14 protein-coding genes are annotated in these 15,880 nt (G+C 44.8%); 4 read left to right on the forward strand and 10 right to left on the reverse strand.

All coding sequences use genetic code 11. The features are described 5' to 3' along the window. Positions 1–32: 32 nt before the first annotated feature. Genes ACTXGE_RS09740 through ACTXGE_RS09750 form a run of 3 tightly spaced genes read right to left on the reverse strand, consistent with a single transcriptional unit; the run spans position 33 to position 3,860 of the window. Positions 33–2,237 (reverse strand): polysaccharide biosynthesis tyrosine autokinase, encoded by a 2,205-nt coding sequence (locus ACTXGE_RS09740; RefSeq protein WP_443541359.1) that lies wholly within the window; start codon positions 2,235–2,237, stop codon positions 33–35. A 58-nt stretch (positions 2,238–2,295) separates the two neighbouring features. Then, positions 2,296–2,727: a low molecular weight protein-tyrosine-phosphatase gene (locus ACTXGE_RS09745; protein WP_443541358.1), complete on the reverse strand. Its 432-nt coding sequence runs from the start codon at positions 2,725–2,727 to the stop codon at positions 2,296–2,298. 32 nt (positions 2,728–2,759) lie between these two features. Then, positions 2,760–3,860, reverse strand: a complete 1,101-nt coding sequence (locus tag ACTXGE_RS09750) for a polysaccharide biosynthesis/export family protein (RefSeq protein ID WP_443541357.1) — start codon at positions 3,858–3,860, stop codon at positions 2,760–2,762. 417 nt (positions 3,861–4,277) lie between these two features. Between ACTXGE_RS09750 and rluB the strand changes: the two genes are divergently transcribed. After that, a complete protein-coding gene (gene rluB / locus ACTXGE_RS09755; protein WP_443541356.1) occupies positions 4,278–5,222 on the forward strand; it encodes a 23S rRNA pseudouridine(2605) synthase RluB in 945 nt (314 codons plus the stop codon). 110 nt (positions 5,223–5,332) lie between these two features. Here rluB and ACTXGE_RS09760 read toward each other — a convergent pair whose 3' ends face one another. From ACTXGE_RS09760 to ACTXGE_RS09770, 3 genes are read right to left on the reverse strand one after another with little or no spacing between them, the layout of a single operon-like run. Beyond that, positions 5,333–5,890 carry a hypothetical protein gene (locus ACTXGE_RS09760; protein WP_443541355.1) on the reverse strand — a complete coding sequence of 186 codons (558 nt, stop codon included), beginning with the start codon at positions 5,888–5,890 and terminating at the stop codon, positions 5,333–5,335. Positions 5,891–5,918: 28 nt separating this feature from the next. Further along, positions 5,919–6,542 carry a hypothetical protein gene (locus tag ACTXGE_RS09765; protein WP_435950453.1) on the reverse strand — a complete coding sequence of 208 codons (624 nt, stop codon included), beginning with the start codon at positions 6,540–6,542 and terminating at the stop codon, positions 5,919–5,921. A gap of 30 nt (positions 6,543–6,572) precedes the next feature. Then, entirely contained in the window at positions 6,573–7,319 is a 747-nt protein-coding gene (locus ACTXGE_RS09770; protein ID WP_443541354.1) for a hypothetical protein, read from the reverse strand. A gap of 199 nt (positions 7,320–7,518) precedes the next feature. Here ACTXGE_RS09770 and ACTXGE_RS09775 point away from each other — a divergent pair, with 199 nt between their 5' ends. Further along, entirely contained in the window at positions 7,519–8,121 is a 603-nt protein-coding gene (locus ACTXGE_RS09775; RefSeq protein ID WP_443541353.1) for a LysE/ArgO family amino acid transporter, read from the forward strand. Positions 8,122–8,206: 85 nt separating this feature from the next. Here ACTXGE_RS09775 and ACTXGE_RS09780 read toward each other — a convergent pair whose 3' ends face one another. The 4 genes from ACTXGE_RS09780 to ACTXGE_RS09795 all read right to left on the reverse strand — a co-directional run bounded on the left by ACTXGE_RS09780 (position 8,207) and on the right by ACTXGE_RS09795 (position 12,595). Next, complete coding sequence (locus ACTXGE_RS09780) at positions 8,207–9,589, reverse strand: NAD(P)-binding domain-containing protein (RefSeq protein WP_443541352.1); 1,383 nt, start codon at positions 9,587–9,589, stop codon at positions 8,207–8,209. A 167-nt stretch (positions 9,590–9,756) separates the two neighbouring features. Continuing rightward, on the reverse strand, positions 9,757–10,398 hold the full coding sequence (locus ACTXGE_RS09785) for a MarC family protein (protein ID WP_317200258.1): 642 nt from the start codon (positions 10,396–10,398) through the stop codon (positions 9,757–9,759). A 175-nt stretch (positions 10,399–10,573) separates the two neighbouring features. Further along, positions 10,574–11,434: a carboxylating nicotinate-nucleotide diphosphorylase gene (nadC, locus tag ACTXGE_RS09790; RefSeq protein ID WP_443541351.1), complete on the reverse strand. Its 861-nt coding sequence runs from the start codon at positions 11,432–11,434 to the stop codon at positions 10,574–10,576. Between the two features lie 138 nt (positions 11,435–11,572). After that, on the reverse strand, positions 11,573–12,595 hold the full coding sequence (locus tag ACTXGE_RS09795) for an NUDIX hydrolase (RefSeq protein WP_443541350.1): 1,023 nt from the start codon (positions 12,593–12,595) through the stop codon (positions 11,573–11,575). A gap of 276 nt (positions 12,596–12,871) precedes the next feature. Here ACTXGE_RS09795 and nadA point away from each other — a divergent pair, with 276 nt between their 5' ends. Together nadA and nadB are read left to right on the forward strand one after the other, a co-directional pair. After that, positions 12,872–14,011, forward strand: coding sequence for a quinolinate synthase NadA (gene nadA / locus ACTXGE_RS09800; protein ID WP_443541349.1), 1,140 nt, complete (start codon positions 12,872–12,874; stop codon positions 14,009–14,011). A gap of 1 nt (position 14,012) precedes the next feature. Beyond that, entirely contained in the window at positions 14,013–15,830 is a 1,818-nt protein-coding gene (gene nadB, locus ACTXGE_RS09805) for an L-aspartate oxidase (RefSeq protein ID WP_443541348.1), read from the forward strand. Positions 15,831–15,880: the final 50 nt, after the last annotated feature.

The following is a 15,880-nucleotide window of genomic DNA, read 5'->3' on the forward strand; positions in this document are numbered from 1 at the left end:
TTATTTTATGGCGAATGCTTGCTTGGTAAGCTTTATTTATCATTACCATAAGCATAGTTGTAATGATAACTATATTTGCTCATAAGCCCTTGTTTGACATCATTGAGGACGATACCATCTACCTGAACATTAGCCTTGTTCATTTGTTTGACCGCATAAACCAATTGCCCCTCTATAGACTGATCGTATCTAGTGACCATCAGCACTTTATCCGCGTATTGCGATATAATCATAGCATCTGAAGCTGCTAGTACTGGCGGCGAGTCTATAACAATATAGTCATAGTGTGCATTAAGCTCAGTCATTAGCGCACTGAATTTGTCACTAGATAGTAGCGAAGCAGGATTATGGGGCTGCTTACCTCTGGGTATAAAGTCTACATTATCCAATGTCGTAGGATGAACGATATCTACTAGTGCATGGCTATCTTGCTGGAAGTAATCTGCGAGGCCATTGTCTTGACTCATATTGAATACTTTGTGCAGCTCGCCCAAGCGCATGTCTGCATCGATAATCAATACTTTTTTGTTCAGTTGTGCGAACACTTCAGATAAGTTAGATGAGATAAAAGACTTACCGACTCCAGGACTCTCACCCGTGATCAAGATTACCTTTGCACGCTGACCTGCTCTACCCTCTTTTGGCATACCAAACATTAGGCTGGTTCTCAGACTCTTAATAGCTTCGTAGCTTAAGCTATTGCTATCTGTATGTGCTAACAGACGGCTAGGTGACTTACTGCCTTTGTTTAATCGAGTCAGTAACGGTGAGCGCGGAACAGTCGCGACGACTGGTACGCCCGTTCTCGACTCAAGGCGCTCGGGATCTTTGACAACGTTTCGTAGCATATTTTTCAGTATTACAGCCATAATGCCAAGCAATAATCCTGTTAACGCCGCTATAAATATGATTAAAGATTGCTTAGGCGCAATAGCACGATAGGTGTTGATAGGTAGATCAATAATACGTGCAAAACCTACTTGACCCGCTTTTGCTATCTTAAGCTGCTGATAGTTTTTGAGTAGGTTTAAGTAAATCTCCCTATTGATACTGACGTCTTCTGAAAGTTGCAAAAACTCTCTTTGAATCTCAGGTAAATTCCCTATTCGACTATCTATCGTTTGTATTCTACTCTGTAGCTCTGCTATTTGATCATTAATCTGAATGACTAGTGGATGCTCTTCAGTATAATACGTCGTTAGATCTGCTTTTTTGAGTCGTAGCTCACTGAGCTGACTATCGATACGTGCATTCTCTGCTAACAGCAACTGTGCTTCTTGACCAATATCTATCGTATTGTTCTGGGTACGGAACTCATTAAACGTTGCCTCAGAGTTTTCAAGCTTTTGCTTAAGATCTGGTATTTGTGTTTCGATAAATTCGAGTGTTCTCGTGGTTTCCTCTGAACCGCGCGAATTATTTTGTTCCATATAGGACAATACAATTTGTCGCAAGATACGGCTGATTTGATCTTGATTTGACCCAATCATCGTCAGCTCAATAATACCGGTATCACCACCAACCTCTGCTACGGTCAAAGCACCATTAATGGCATCGGTTGTATTCTGTAAGGATCTTTTAGTGATCGAAATAGGATGCTCATTAGATGGCAAATCATTAACAACGATATCGATAATACCTTTTGTACCTTTGAACCGATACGTCTTATCGAAGTCTCCCTCAAAAATGTCCAAATCATTACTTAAAATAAAACCAGTCGCTGATCTACTTAAAGTAAAAGATTTATCTAAGTAGTCTTCTGATACATCAAATTGGCTGATCTGTGCTTTGCCATCGCTAGTCGCTAATAGTACGCTTTTGGGTAGGTTCTCTTGTGTATAAGAGCGATTGGTGACAATTTTATCTATAGCATCTACAGTAGGATCGCTCAAGGCAATAGACAGATTAAGCGAGTTGACCACAGGGGTAAGTACCATTCGAGACTTGATAAGCTCAGCTTCTGTCTGTGCAGGACCTGCTTCTGATGATACCAAATCTGAGACGTTAGCGCCGAGCGCTGTTATACCGTTAGAGCCGGACTCAATTTGAATCAAGGCGTCCGATCTAAAGGTTGTTGTTTCATAACGGCTATATAGGACACCTATTAATAGACCTAACAAGGCAAAAAATAGAATAGTTTTCCAGCCACGCAGTATCGAAAATGCGAGCGCTAATAGATCCACATCATTCTTGGCTTCCATATCAGGCTTTGATAGGTTCTTTGAATCTGAAGTCATAACTTTATGTTCATCATTTAGGTTTAATAGTTGAATGCTAATTATTTGTCAGTATCATTTAAATGATCTTGTCCGTCCAAGTCTCAAGACTACTCATGATATCTTGTCTTGCGGTCTCAAACAAAGAGATATCGTGGCGATAAGGATCCGCAATATCTTTGTCATTCCAATGACCTATCTTAAAAGTCTTGCCGCGGCAATGCGGCCAGCGCTCTTCTATCCACTTCGTCTGACTGTCTGACATGGTAAAGATAAGATCTGCTTTCATGACTAGATGCTCATCTATCTGCTTTGCAATATGATCTGACATATCTATGTTATATGGCGTCATCACTTGCTGCGATTTTGGATCTACAGCATTACCAACGAGCGCTCCAAGACCTGCTGACTCGATATGCTTTTGTGGGAACTGATCTTTTAATAGTGCCTCTGCTATAGGACTACGACAAATATTACCTACACAAACGACTAAAATATTCTCAAATGCCATACTAAAACTACCTAAATTTTATCAGATATATATTACAAGTTTGAAAGGCTTCTAATAGCAGAAGTGGATGGTAATAGTGAGCTAAGCACACGGTTCCAACGCGTCAAACCTGTAGGATCAACATAGAGAATATCATTGGGCTGCATCTCGAAGCGATTGGCAAGGGCAAAGTTGGTAATAGTTTGCATGTCTATGTAATAGATATTGGTACGCCCATATCCTGGATTATCTCGAACGACATATATTTTGGCAGCATTAGCCGTAAAGGAGTTAAGACCTTGTGACTCACCCAAAACCTGAGCTAAGCTTAATCCTTGTTCTAGTATTGGTACTGGCGCAACTTGACCAAACTCGCCTAACACATAGACTTGGTTGCGGCTTTGGCTATTAACATGAACAGAGTCACCATCTTGTAAGTATATCTGGTTGCCTGATGCGCCTATTTGACGCAAATCTTGCAAGCCAATGTTGTAGTTGCGACCGTTGCGATTAAGTACAATACTATTCGAATCACCTGCAGCAGTAGCACCACCAGCCAAAGAAATTGCACTATACAAAGATACAGGTGCATCATCAATAGTAAATTCGCCAGGCTGTCTGACTTCACCATCGATAAAAAACTTATTGCCGCGGTAATTTACAATTTTAACCTGCGGATCTGGAAACTTAAGATAGCGCTGTAGCTTACCACGTAGATTTTCTGTGAACTGTGGCACGCTTAAACCTGATGCCTTTATACGTCCTATAAGTGGAAACTGTACAAAGCCTTGTTGGTCTACAGGATATCCTGAGGCAGCAGGACTCGTGCCACCTGAAGCGGCTGGTGCCATGTCTGGATAACCAGCAAGATTAATACTTAAGATATCACCTGACGCTATACGATACTGTTTCTTAGTGGAGCTCGCTATAAGTTGATATATGTCATTGTTCGGCTGTGCCACTCTTGGTGCTGGCAGGGTCGCTAGGTTAAGCGGCTGAATATTAAACTGCAAGCCATTGTCTGCGGTAAAACTGCCAACAGGTGGCAAATCACCCGCTTGTAATCCTGAATTTATCGTTGTCGTCGCACAACCAGACAGCAAACTGATAAGCAGTAAGCCTGTTGCACCTAGTAGCTTAGAGGATTGAAGCATAATAAAAGACCCTTATAAACCATAACAAGTAAACGATAACAGAACTTTAATAATAACCGCGCTACAATAATATGAGCTAAATCGACCCTCATACTAGCTCCAAAAAACAAAGCCATAATAACATAAGTGGTTAGCTATTAAACGAATAACGTTCAATCTTGTTTTAAATGATAATAAAAAAGTAAGTTTTAACACTAGCTTATCATTATATTCGAATAAGCAAATTAATATCATACTGTTATTAACTGGTGATTAATAGGTGAACTATTTTTAGTCCCATTATCTACTTGCTGTTCTCTTACGCTAAGGCTGCGTACTTAGCGTAGAATAGCCAGCGTATTTAGCGTAGAATAGCCGCTGATAATTTTATCCCTACTACATTGAGAAATGTAGCTCCAACCGACTCAAGGAATGACTATGAAAGATGAAAAACTACAAAAAGCACTAGCCCGTATGGGACTTGGCTCACGCCGTCAGATGGAAGAGGTCATTAAGTCTGGGCGCGTCACGGTCAATAACGGCCCTGCGACCATTGGCGATCGCGTCAGCCCAGGCGATGAGATCCGCGTTGATGGTCGTCAGATCAAATACACAAGCGAGAACGAAAAGCGTCGCCGCGTTATCGCTTACTATAAGCCTGAGGGTGAGATTTGCTCAGCTAGTGATCCAGAAGGTCGTCCGACGGTATTTGAGCGTTTGCCTAAACTAACTCATGACCGCTGGGTCATGGTCGGTCGCTTGGATATCAACTCCTCAGGCTTGCTGTTATTCACCAATGACGGCGAGATGGCACATCGATTGATGCATCCCTCAAGTGAGATCACGCGTGAATATGCGGTGCGGATACTCGGTGTAGTCACCCCAGAAATCGCTCGCAATCTGACCTCGGGCGTGATGTTAGAGGACGGTATGGCGCAGTTTGATGACATCAAAGCGGGCGGCGGGGAAGGCGTCAATAAGTGGTATCATGTGCAACTCAAAGAAGGCCGTAACCGTGAAGTTCGCCGTCTTTTTGAGTCGCAAGGTCTTAAAGTTAGCCGTCTACTGCGGACGCGCTATGGTAGTATCGATCTACCCAAAGAGCTGCGTACAGGTCGTCATATCGAATTGGACAAAAAAGATATCAACACTTTAACTGACTTGGTCAGCTTGCGTCCACGTTACGGCACAGGCCTCCATGGTGCGGCAAAAGACAAGCAAGAGCGTATCAAAAACAAGCCGCTAAAAGCGCGTCGCTCTGACAGTCGTAAAAGTAGTGATAATCGTAGTAGTACTAGCAGCAATAGCGAGAAGTCTAAAAGTAGCGCTAGTCCTGCTAGCCGCGCAGCGCGTAATACTCGTGATCGCAATGACAAGCGTTAGTGTTTAAGCTAAGTATTTATATCTTATAAGTTCTTGTCTTCTAAAAACCAAAAGCTGCCAGTGATCATTATCATTGGCAGCTTTTTATTTTTTCTTTTAACTACAAACCTTTAAATGTTCTGACTATCGATATAACTCTTCATCACTTTTAAATCTTGCAGATGCTGTCGCTCTACGCTCTCTAATAAGTTATCTAAGCGCGTCTCTATATTATCTAGCACTTGCTGTAATAGATCGTTAGCTTCACTCTGTCTCTCATAACGGTTTGTGTTAGCATGACCGTCTATCGTCATAAGCTGATAGTAACTCGCCAACATTTCAGGCAGTCTTGTTTGTAATAGCTTGTTGACAATAAATTGTGATTCGCTAATCGCAGGTGTTACATTTTGCTTTTGCATCTGCTTTTGATAGTTATCATAGCTGACCACTTTATTATCAATACGCTGTAGCTGGCGCAATTGACTGCTAGGTAAGCAGCTTAAATGCTCTTTGTTCAACTCAAGCTGCTGCCATCTTGTGTCATTGAGCAGTCTTGGCGTTTGCGAGTCATGATAAGTAAGCACACCTGGAGTAATACCAACAGCTTTGTGCAATGCGTGCCAACCTTTTCTGGCTATATAAACGGTGGCTACTGTACCTGCGACACCTATACCTATTAAAATACTCATATTGGTTTACCTCTTACTCATGGACTAACTAGATAGTGGTGTCCTGAGTACTTTTATCGTGCTCCTTGTCTAAACGCGTGGTTTGTAGCACTTGTACATCATTGTCTTGCGTAGGATTATCAAAACGCTGTTGCAAATAGCGATTGGTCACCAGCAGCTTTTGCCCGTCTTGGTGATAAGACGCATTAAGCAAATCATCGAATTGGCTATTGATCGTTTCTAGTACCTCAAGTAAGGCCTCTTTACCAGTGACATTGGAGTTTTTTATTTTTGTGGTATCGGCACGCGCGCCGTCTAAATCATGCAAACGGCGATAATCAGCGACCGCTTGCGGAATGTGTCTGTCCATCAAGTTTTGGATCATGATATAGGTTTCATTCACCGTGTCTTTGTCATCTATTTTGCCATCATTATTGGTATCGCCGTAAATCAAAGATAGTTTTTCGCCCTTGGTATTAATCTGAGTCAAAGCTATTTTGACATCGTCTGGCAGGCTCTTTTCTGGAATATAACCCAATTGCGGCATAGCCTCGTATTCAAGCATTTTGGGCGCGCTAAGCTTTTTGATACCGCGATAACCCAGATAAATACCCGCTGCTGGTAGTACCCCGTATAGGATAAACATTACAAACATAGCGGTCACTTGGGTCATGGCTTTTTCCTTTTATCGCTTTAATGGTCATTAATTTTGCGTACGACTTTTGACATAACGGTGCGTTGAAGCTAGGCGATTGAGCACGGTTTGATGAAGCTCATCTAATAGCTCATCAAGCTCATAATCGATCTCTAAAAACAAATCAGTGAGCATATCCCCTGCCGTCATACTGCCCTGCGCTATGTTGTTCTTGGTGCGGTGCGGACTAAAACGCTGCAATTGCTCATAGTGATATAAGGCCTCTGGAATGCTCTCAGTGACCAGCTTATCAATAACAAACTGACGCTCATTGTGCTGCTGCTGTTGCTGCTCGTTTAGCTCTTGGCTCCACTCGCGGTAGCGTTTGAGCTTACCATTGATACGGTCAAGGATAGCAACTGCCTCAATCGGCATCGCATTTAGAGTGGCCTCGTCGACCACTTCAACCAGTTCAGTCATAATCGGGCAGCGTCCATGTTTGAGATACCATAAGGTATCAGGATCAAAGGGAGGTCGATTAGGCGAGCGCCATTTGGCACGATTTGCCAGATATCTATCAGTGAGCGGCGTTGGTGTGCCAACATTGCTTACTTGCGCTAGCGCATCACAGATACGCTCAACGCGTTTAGGTTCACGCAGTGGCGACACCAGCGTTTGTGCGTCTGGGGTTTGTGCATCTAGGCTTTGCGAGTGCTCTTGAACTGGCGTCTTACTATCTATGCTAGCGGCCTGCTGGACATTTTTGGCAGCCGTAGTCGGCAAGTCATCTTGCTCTTGTCCAAATGACTGTAGCATTCTTGCCAAACTCAATACCATGACTGGCCCTACTCCTCGCCTGTTATTTTAATACTAACGTTTAACCAAACTTGCGGCAGTTTTGCTTATTGATTTATAGCTTGCAAGCCGTGACTTGATATCGTATCTTAACAGCTTTTTGCCCTGCTGCCAGTAAGCAAACGTCACCATTTCTCTCTGATTATTTGAGCAAATTACTATGAACGCCCCTGATTATCTCTCTGGTTTTTTGCTTGGCTTATCGCTCATCATTGCCATTGGCTTGCAAAACGCTTTTGTCCTCAAACAAGGGCTCAAACGCGAGCATATCTTTTATATCTGCCTATTTTGCGCAGTAAGTGATGCGCTACTTATCGCAGCGGGCGTGGCAGGGTTTAGCACAGTGACCGCCCGCTTCCCGCAAGTGGTGAGTATTGCCAAGATCGCAGGCGTGCTGTTCTTATTAGGGTACGGTTTGCAGAGTCTATACGCAAGCTTGCGTGTCTCTCATGCTTTGACTGTCGAGGGGCAAGTGGTCACCAGCCTAAAAAAATCCCTGCTACTGTGCTTTGGATTTACTTGGCTCAATCCGCACGTCTACCTAGATACCTTGGTGCTCGTTGGCATGGTTTCAACAGGCGCAAGTAGTAAGCTTACCTTCGCACTCGGCGCCGTCAGTGCCTCTTTTATATTCTTTTTTGCGCTCGGATATGGGGCGAGGCTACTACAACCTTTATTTATCAAACCAAAAGCGTGGAATATACTGGACGCGTTCGTTGGTTTGCTTATGTTTTATTTGGCGTGGCATTTATACCAGAGCTAACTAAAATAATATGCAAAATTAAGACAATAAAAAAACCAAACATACTAAGTATATTTGGTTTTTCTATCTTTTTAACAAGCTGGTTTTAAGACGCTTTTTTAATCTTTTTAGATTTTACAAATGATAAATTCAAAAAATGCTCTAGTGAATCATCAGTAATATCTAACCACGGCTCTGGTAGCTCTGGCGCTAGCGTACCCGTTAGCGTTGAGCGATACGCTTTTTCTCTAAAGCCCATGATATTAGCAACTTTATCCTTTTGCCACTGCTTTAGGATATCGCCCTGCTTTTCAACGGCGAATTCTGGATAGTCGGTCGAGTTGGTCAAATCACGAATGTAATTGGCTTGAAACTCAATAGAATCATTAACGGTGACGGCTTTGTCATAAGTTGCTAACCACTTTTGCTCGTCGGCTTGTCGCGTCTCAAGATCTGGCAGCTCAATATCACCCACCATCACATCACGGGCGTACCACGCTTGCGCGTCAAACATATTAAAGGTGAAGTACTGATCTTGCATCCCTAAATAGATAAGCTTAGGGTTAGGCTGCCAAAAGATACCCTTGTAAAGGTTGGCAGGATACAAGCAGTTATGCGTTTGCAAGCGTAGCTCATCAGGCAAGAATGGGAAGTGGAACAAGTAGCCTGTGCACATGATAATAGCGTCAAAACGCTTACTGGTACCGTCCGCGAAATGTGCAACATCATCTTCAAAATGGGTGACCAGCGGTCGCTCGCTAATACCGTCAGGCCAATCATAACCTAGCGCTTGCGTGCGGTAGCTGATAGTGACTGATTTGGTGCCGTACTTATAGCACTGCGTACCGATGTCTTCGGCAGAATAGCTACTACCGATAAGTAGAATGTCTTCGTCTTTAAATTCTAATGCATCGCGGAAGTCATGAGCATGCAATACGCGGCCTGGGAATACCTCTAGCCCTTCAAAATAAGGCATGTTCGGCGTTGAGAAGTGACCTGTCGCTACCACGACGTAATCAAACTCTTCGACTTCTTGCTCACCTGATTTGTGATTCATCACGGTCACGGTGAACTTTTGCGTGTCGTCATCAAAAGTCACCCAACGTACGGGGCACTCAAAACGGATGTATTTATTAATGTCTTGCTTGTCGATACGGCCCATGATGTAGTCTTTGAGGACTTCACGCGGTGGATAAGACGGGATAGGTTCACCAAAGTGCTCTTCAAAGGAATAATCGGCAAACTCTAAGCACTCTTTTGGACCATTTGACCATAGATAGCGATACATACTGCCGTGAACGGGTTCACCGTTTCTATCTAGACCAGTACGCCAGTTGTAGTTCCACATGCCGCCAATGGCATTTTGTTTTTCATAACATACTATCTCAGGTAAGTCTTTGACGCCTGCCAATCGAGCCGCTTCAAACGCGCGCAATTGAGCCAAACCACTAGGACCTGCCCCTAAAATAGCAATTTTTGTCTTACTCAAAACTAACTCCTAATATTAATATTGGAGCGCTATCATAACATATTTCTATCTCTGCCGTTTGAGCCAGACACTTTTGGTAATGAGTATTAAGACTGTATTGAGACAAGCTTAACTTTACGATAGATGGTTTATTGATGATATTTATAAAAAATTGTTAGTTTAGAGTTTTAGATTAAGTCTGGAAATAGAGTACGTAGACCGCTGACGATAATCTCAATAGAGACAGCCGCTAGTAGCATGCCCATGATTCGGCTCATAATATTCAAACCCGTATCGCCAAGCAAACGGCTGATACGACCTGCTGCCATAAGCGCAAGATAACAGAACAAGCTGATTAGTAAACCTGCAATCAATACTGCAGACACCTTTAGAATACCAGATACTTGCGAGGAGTAGATGATGACGGTTGAAATACCGCCAGGCCCTATCATCATTGGAATAGCGAGCGGTACAACGGCAGCGGCAGTACTTGGTGCAGCGTGTTTATCGTATTCGATGTCAAAATTCTCTTGATCGGGCTTAACCGGATTGCCATCGCCATTCATCATATTAAGGGCAATCAAAAATACCAATATCCCGCCTGCCAGCTGAAACGAGCCGATAGAGATACCAAGAGCTTTGAGTAACAGCTCCCCTGCGACGGTAAAAAAGCTAATGGTAATAAAAATAGTCAAGCAAGCGATACGCGCCACTTTACGTCGATTGATCATCGAGTAGCCGCGAGTTAGATCCAAAAATAGGGTCAAGGCACTAAAGGGGTTGATCAAGACCACAAAAGCCAAGATGATTTTGATAATTTCAGTATCCACTGAGCGCTCACTTATCTATCATAAAACTTCAGCAAAAAAATAAGGCCACCGTGCGTATGCAGCGGTGACCCAGTAGGTATTTAGTAGCGCTATTATATCATAAGTACATGAGCCGATTAAATCATTAACTACCGCTAATTCTGATACCTTATGGTAACCGGTAAATTATTGATAACTAAGCACTAAAATCAAGTCCGATATCAAGCGCGGTGGTGCTGTGAGTCAGATAGCCCATCGCAATAAAGTCAACTCCCGTCTTAGCGACTGCTTGTACACTCTCGGGCGTGATACCGCCTGAGGCTTCCGTCTTGGCGCGGCCTTGACACATACTAACCGCTTGCGTGAGTATCTCAGGTGACATATTGTCAAGTAGCACCAGCTGCGCGCCGGCGTCCAAAGCCTGCTCTAGCTGTTCTATCGTATCAACCTCGACCTCGATAGGTAGCAGATGACCTGCAAAATCTTGCGCCTGCTTGATAGCGGTTGCGATATCCCCTGCAATAGCGATGTGATTATCTTTGATCAAAATAGCATCATCAAGCCCTAAGCGGTGATTACGCCCGCCGCCGCAGCGTACCGCGTACTTTTGCACGATACGTAATCCTGGAATGGTTTTACGAGTGCAAGTAATCTGGGCGGGATATTCTGTCACGCTATCGACAATCTGGCGAGTAGCGGTGGCAATACCACTCAGATGAGTCATAAAATTCAAAGCAGTGCGCTCTGCGGTCAATAGGTGACGGGCATTGCCGCGTACCGTTGCCAGTACTGTACCTGCTGCTACGCGCGCGCCATCTGTTATCTGCGCTATAAACTCAATATCAGCATCAACCATAGCAAAGGATAACCGCGCAAGATCCATACCGCATATCACCCCAGCTTGCCGCGCTTTAATCTGCAGTTGTGCTTGCTTGTTCGCTGGGATGGTCGCTTGGGAGGTGACATCACCGCGACGTCCCAAATCTTCACTAAGGGCTGCCTCAACCAAAGGAATAAGTAATACGTCATCTAGTGCAGGCTCTGCTGATATACTCATCTATTTTGCCTTTTAAAAATTTATCGTAAAAGTCTATTTAAACTCAAAATGAGCATAAATATAGCGTAAAGATAACAGACTGGCAAGATTGATTGCTTAGTTATTTAAAAAAATTGCTAGATGAATAGTTAGTATTCCCTATTTACGCTTAGGTAATTTGCTATCCATAAGCAAGCTTTGCAGTTCGATATCGTGACGAAAACGGTAGAGCTTGGCGGGGCGACCACGGCTAGCACTACTGCTCTCGCCCGTTGGCATCACAAGGTTTTGAGTATCTAGTAAGCGGCGAAAGTTTTGCTTGTGTAGCGCCGTGCCAGAGAGCGCTTCGACGCTTTTTTGGAGCTCAGATAAGGTAAACACATCAGGCGTGAGACCAAAGATAAGCGGCTGGTACTCTATCTTAGCGCGCAGCCTAGAAATGGCGGTTGCAATCACGCGGCGATGATCGTAATACATCGGCACGCCCATGACTTTTGACCACTCGTTTGGCAGTTTACTATCCAGATAGCTGGCAGGATAAGTTGGCGCTTCAGGAATAAGACCTGCTTCATAGAGCATCTCATAGCGTAGCAGAGCATGCTCTGCGACCCAGTCACTATCGGCGTAGTCTTTATTCACGCTCTGCTTATCAATGCTTTTATTATCAACGAGACTAACGCCCACACCCCAACACAACCCTATACGCTGTCGACGACGGGATATGGCAGCAGCATCGCTCGCGGTATCTGCCCAAGCGAGTAGCTCAGGTACGATAAGACGCTCGATGATATCAGGAACACCAGTTAGGTGATTTTCCCATGGAAAGTACTCGTACCAATCTCGCCACTGCGCTTGGCTTTGCAGCTGAGCCTGCGTCTCTTGCACCAGTCCAAGGTAGCTGACATAAACCAGTGCGTGCCCATCAGCGTTACGCCTATTGGTATCTACAAAGGTATATAGCTGTTCGATATAGCCAAGTGGCTGCTGGGTTTGTTCCTCAACCCACTCACGTACGCCTGCCTGCAGGGAGCGATGTAGCGGCATTAAAGGGCCGTTGGGCAACAGTTTACCTCGATCAACCGTCAAAACACGCGCAATATGATCGGTGATGGCAATCAGTACCGCCACGACTTCGGTAGTACCACTGCCTTCTTGATGCGCATGGGAATAAGACAACGTCATAATATTAAGTGTCACCTATTTTAGTGAAAGATGATAATGCAGAGCTCAATGGACAATAACGTCTAGTATAGCGAGATTGTCTTAATATCATAGTCAATATGGCAATTTAAAGATAATGGTCAGGATAAATTCTGCTAATTGACAAAAATAACTTGTATTTATGCTCAAAATGAGCATAATTAGAGTATATCAATTTAAATCACCTTTTAGAACTCATTGAATCGAATTTTTCTCATTACCGAACCTTTCTTATTGTCATAACAGAGACTACGACTTATGAAAATCTATCCCTATGACGCGCCTATACTAAGCACTGATAATAGCAAAACTATCCAAACTAAAATTGAATATGCCAAAGCAAAAGTACCAGCAGACATGGGACGTACTGAGCGCTTAGCGGTGGAAGATAACATTAAACAGCTATTAAAAGAGCACAATGCGGTATTAGTCGCGCATTATTATGTTGACCCTTTTATTCAGGACTTGGCACTAGCGACGGGCGGGTGCGTCGGTGATTCGCTTGAGATGGCGCGTTTTGGGCAAGCGCATAGTGCTCAGACGTTAGTCGTTGCAGGGGTACGCTTCATGGGCGAGTCTGCCAAGATTCTCAGCATGGAAAAGACGGTACTGATGGCGGACCTAGAAGCGGAGTGCTCGCTTGATTTGGGCTGCCCTGCTGATGAATTCTCAGCGTTTTGTGATGCTCATCCTGATCGCACCGTCGTCGTATACGCCAACACCAGTGCAGCGGTCAAAGCACGAGCGGATTGGGTGGTGACCTCCTCTGTCGGTATCGATATCATCCGCCATCTTCATGATAAAGGTGAAAAGATCATTTGGGGTCCTGATCGCCATCTGGGTAAATACATCGCGCAAGAGACGGGCGCAGACATGCTGCTTTGGCAAGGCTCGTGCCTAGTGCATAACGAGTTTAAAGCCACTGAGCTGATGCAATTAAGGGCTGAGCATCCTGAGGCAAAAGTGCTGGTACATCCTGAATCACCTGATAGCGTGGTGGCTCTGGCTGATGTGGTTGGCTCAACTAGCAAATTACTCAAATCCACCTACGAGATGGACGCCGATACCTTTATTGTCGCCACTGACCTAGGTATCTTGCATGAGATGCAAAAGCGCTCACCGAATAAGCGCTTTTTGGCTGCACCAACGGCAGGTGAAAGCGCCAGCTGTAAGAGCTGCGCATTTTGCCCATGGATGGCAATGAATGGCTTGCAAGGTATCGAGCGCGTCTTAAAAGATCAAAGCGGTGAGGTACTGATGTCACAACAGCTAGCAGTCGCTGCCAAAAAGCCATTACAGCGTATGTTAGATTTCGCTGAAACGCAAAAGCAGCGCGTCACTGCCAGCGGTGATATCGTCAAAGACCGCGCCCTCTTCGCTAACGTGGGAGCCGCGTAATATGAATAGACTTATAAGCGCTGACAATATAAGTATTCGGCAAACTGATGTCCTCATCATCGGGGCAGGTTTGGCTGGCCTTAGCACGGCTTTGGCTTTGCCAAAATCGCTACATGTCACGGTACTGAGTAAAGCGGCGCTTGAAGTCTGCTCGAGCCATTATGCACAAGGCGGCATAGCGGCAAGCTTGGATAAAGAGGATTCTATCACTGATCATGTCAGTGATACTCTTATCGCAGGTGCTGGACTCTGTACAACCGATAACACAACGGATATCTTGGGCGCTGGACAATCGGCTGTGCAATGGTTATGCGAGCAAGGTGTCCCTTTTACTCAAACTTCCAAGCAACATATTCAGTCAAAAAACAAACTTCAAACGACAGATCTACATTTAACCCAAGAAGGTGGTCATGGTCGCCGCCGCGTGGCTCACGCTGATGACGCCACTGGTCGGCATATTATGAAGACCTTGACGCTTAGGGCGCAACATGCGACCAATATCACCATCTTACCCTTTCATGAAGCACTAAGCCTGTTAACTCACGACACCGGGCTTAAATCCTGCTACGGAGCGCAAGTGTTTGACCATATCAGCGCGCGCAAGATTACCTTTTATAGTCGCACCGTGGTACTCGCTAGTGGCGGCTTGGGGCAACTGTTCAAACGCGCCAGCGCGCCCAATGTCTGCGTTGGTGATGGAGTGATGATGGCATGGCAAGCAGGATGCCGCTTGGCTAACTTGGAATTCATCCAGTTTCATCCGACAGGTCTTGCACTTAGCGATAGTAGCTTTTTAATCTCAGAGGCGCTGCGCGGTGAAGGCGCTCATCTGTATTGTCCGCAGACAGGCACACGCTTTATGTTAGAGATTGACGCGCGCGCTGAGCTTGCGCCGCGCGATATCGTAGCGCGAGCGATAGCGGAACAAATTAGCAATAATGGTTTGGGCTACGTGCACCTTGATATCAGTCATTTACCAGATGACTTTATCAAAGGTCATTTTCCGCAGATCTATCAAACCCTGCTGGATCTCGGTATCGATATGACCACTGACCCTATACCCGTTGCACCGACTGCGCACTATAGCTGCGGCGGCGTGGTCACTGATGCGCGCGGCATGACGGATGTACCTGGACTTTACGCCGCAGGCGAAGTCGCTTATACAGGCTTGCATGGCGCTAATCGTCTGGCCAGCAACTCACTATTAGAATGCGTGGTCGTCGGTCGTAATATCGCCACTGACTTACCGCGTTATCTAAACCAAGTATCCGCATCTTCTAGCAGTTTTGAGCGTACGCTTTGGACGCCGCCTGTCTTGGCGGACACGCAAGTCATCACCCTAAAGGTTGCAAACACTGGTATTGATAGCATGGTTGTTCATAGAAATACTAGCGCTAAAGATACTGATATTAATATGATAACCAATGAGCTAAAGACCCTAATGAGTACGCATATGGGCATTACTCGCAGCGCGTCAAAACTGGAACAAGCACTGGTACAAATCGCCAAGTGGCAGCAAATATTAAAGTCTTTGCCAGTAAATCAAAGTCAGGTCAATACAGATAGTGCGATGACAACGTCTGAGCTGGTGCGTTTTCAACTCAGCAGGCAGTTGCAATTAGCCACTTTGGTGATAGAGTCAGCACATCAGCGTTATGAGAGTCGCGGTGGTCATTATCGCAGTGACTATCCGCACTTAGCAAATAAGGCAAAGACCAGTGTCATTGCAGCACTTACAGAGACCACTAAATCCCAAAGTAGTGAGTCGACAGCACTATATGACTCAGACAAACAAACATTTGTCTTAGCTGCTAGCTAAGCCCTTGTAAATCTTGTTATGCTGTAAGCTTACGAAGGATTGCACTTTTA

Source organism: Psychrobacter sp. T6-4, from assembly GCF_052258425.1.
Classification (GTDB): domain Bacteria; phylum Pseudomonadota; class Gammaproteobacteria; order Pseudomonadales; family Moraxellaceae; genus Psychrobacter.

Excerpts from the sequence above, each read along its gene's own strand:
- ACTXGE_RS09740 (WP_443541359.1), bottom strand. The coding sequence starts at position 2,237 with ATGACTTCAGATTCAAAGAACCTATCAAAGCCTGATATGGAAGCCAAG.
- ACTXGE_RS09745 (WP_443541358.1), bottom strand. The coding sequence starts at position 2,727 with ATGGCATTTGAGAATATTTTAGTCGTTTGTGTAGGTAATATTTGTCGT.
- ACTXGE_RS09750 (WP_443541357.1), bottom strand. The coding sequence starts at position 3,860 with ATGCTTCAATCCTCTAAGCTACTAGGTGCAACAGGCTTACTGCTTATC.
- rluB (WP_443541356.1), top strand. The coding sequence starts at position 4,278 with ATGAAAGATGAAAAACTACAAAAAGCACTAGCCCGTATGGGACTTGGC.
- ACTXGE_RS09760 (WP_443541355.1), bottom strand. The coding sequence starts at position 5,890 with ATGAGTATTTTAATAGGTATAGGTGTCGCAGGTACAGTAGCCACCGTT.
- ACTXGE_RS09765 (WP_435950453.1), bottom strand. The coding sequence starts at position 6,542 with ATGACCCAAGTGACCGCTATGTTTGTAATGTTTATCCTATACGGGGTA.
- ACTXGE_RS09770 (WP_443541354.1), bottom strand. The coding sequence starts at position 7,319 with ATGCTACAGTCATTTGGACAAGAGCAAGATGACTTGCCGACTACGGCT.
- ACTXGE_RS09775 (WP_443541353.1), top strand. The coding sequence starts at position 7,519 with ATGAACGCCCCTGATTATCTCTCTGGTTTTTTGCTTGGCTTATCGCTC.
- nadC (WP_443541351.1), bottom strand. The coding sequence starts at position 11,434 with ATGAGTATATCAGCAGAGCCTGCACTAGATGACGTATTACTTATTCCT.
- ACTXGE_RS09795 (WP_443541350.1), bottom strand. The coding sequence starts at position 12,595 with ATGACGTTGTCTTATTCCCATGCGCATCAAGAAGGCAGTGGTACTACC.
- nadA (WP_443541349.1), top strand. The coding sequence starts at position 12,872 with ATGAAAATCTATCCCTATGACGCGCCTATACTAAGCACTGATAATAGC.
- nadB (WP_443541348.1), top strand. The coding sequence starts at position 14,013 with ATGAATAGACTTATAAGCGCTGACAATATAAGTATTCGGCAAACTGAT.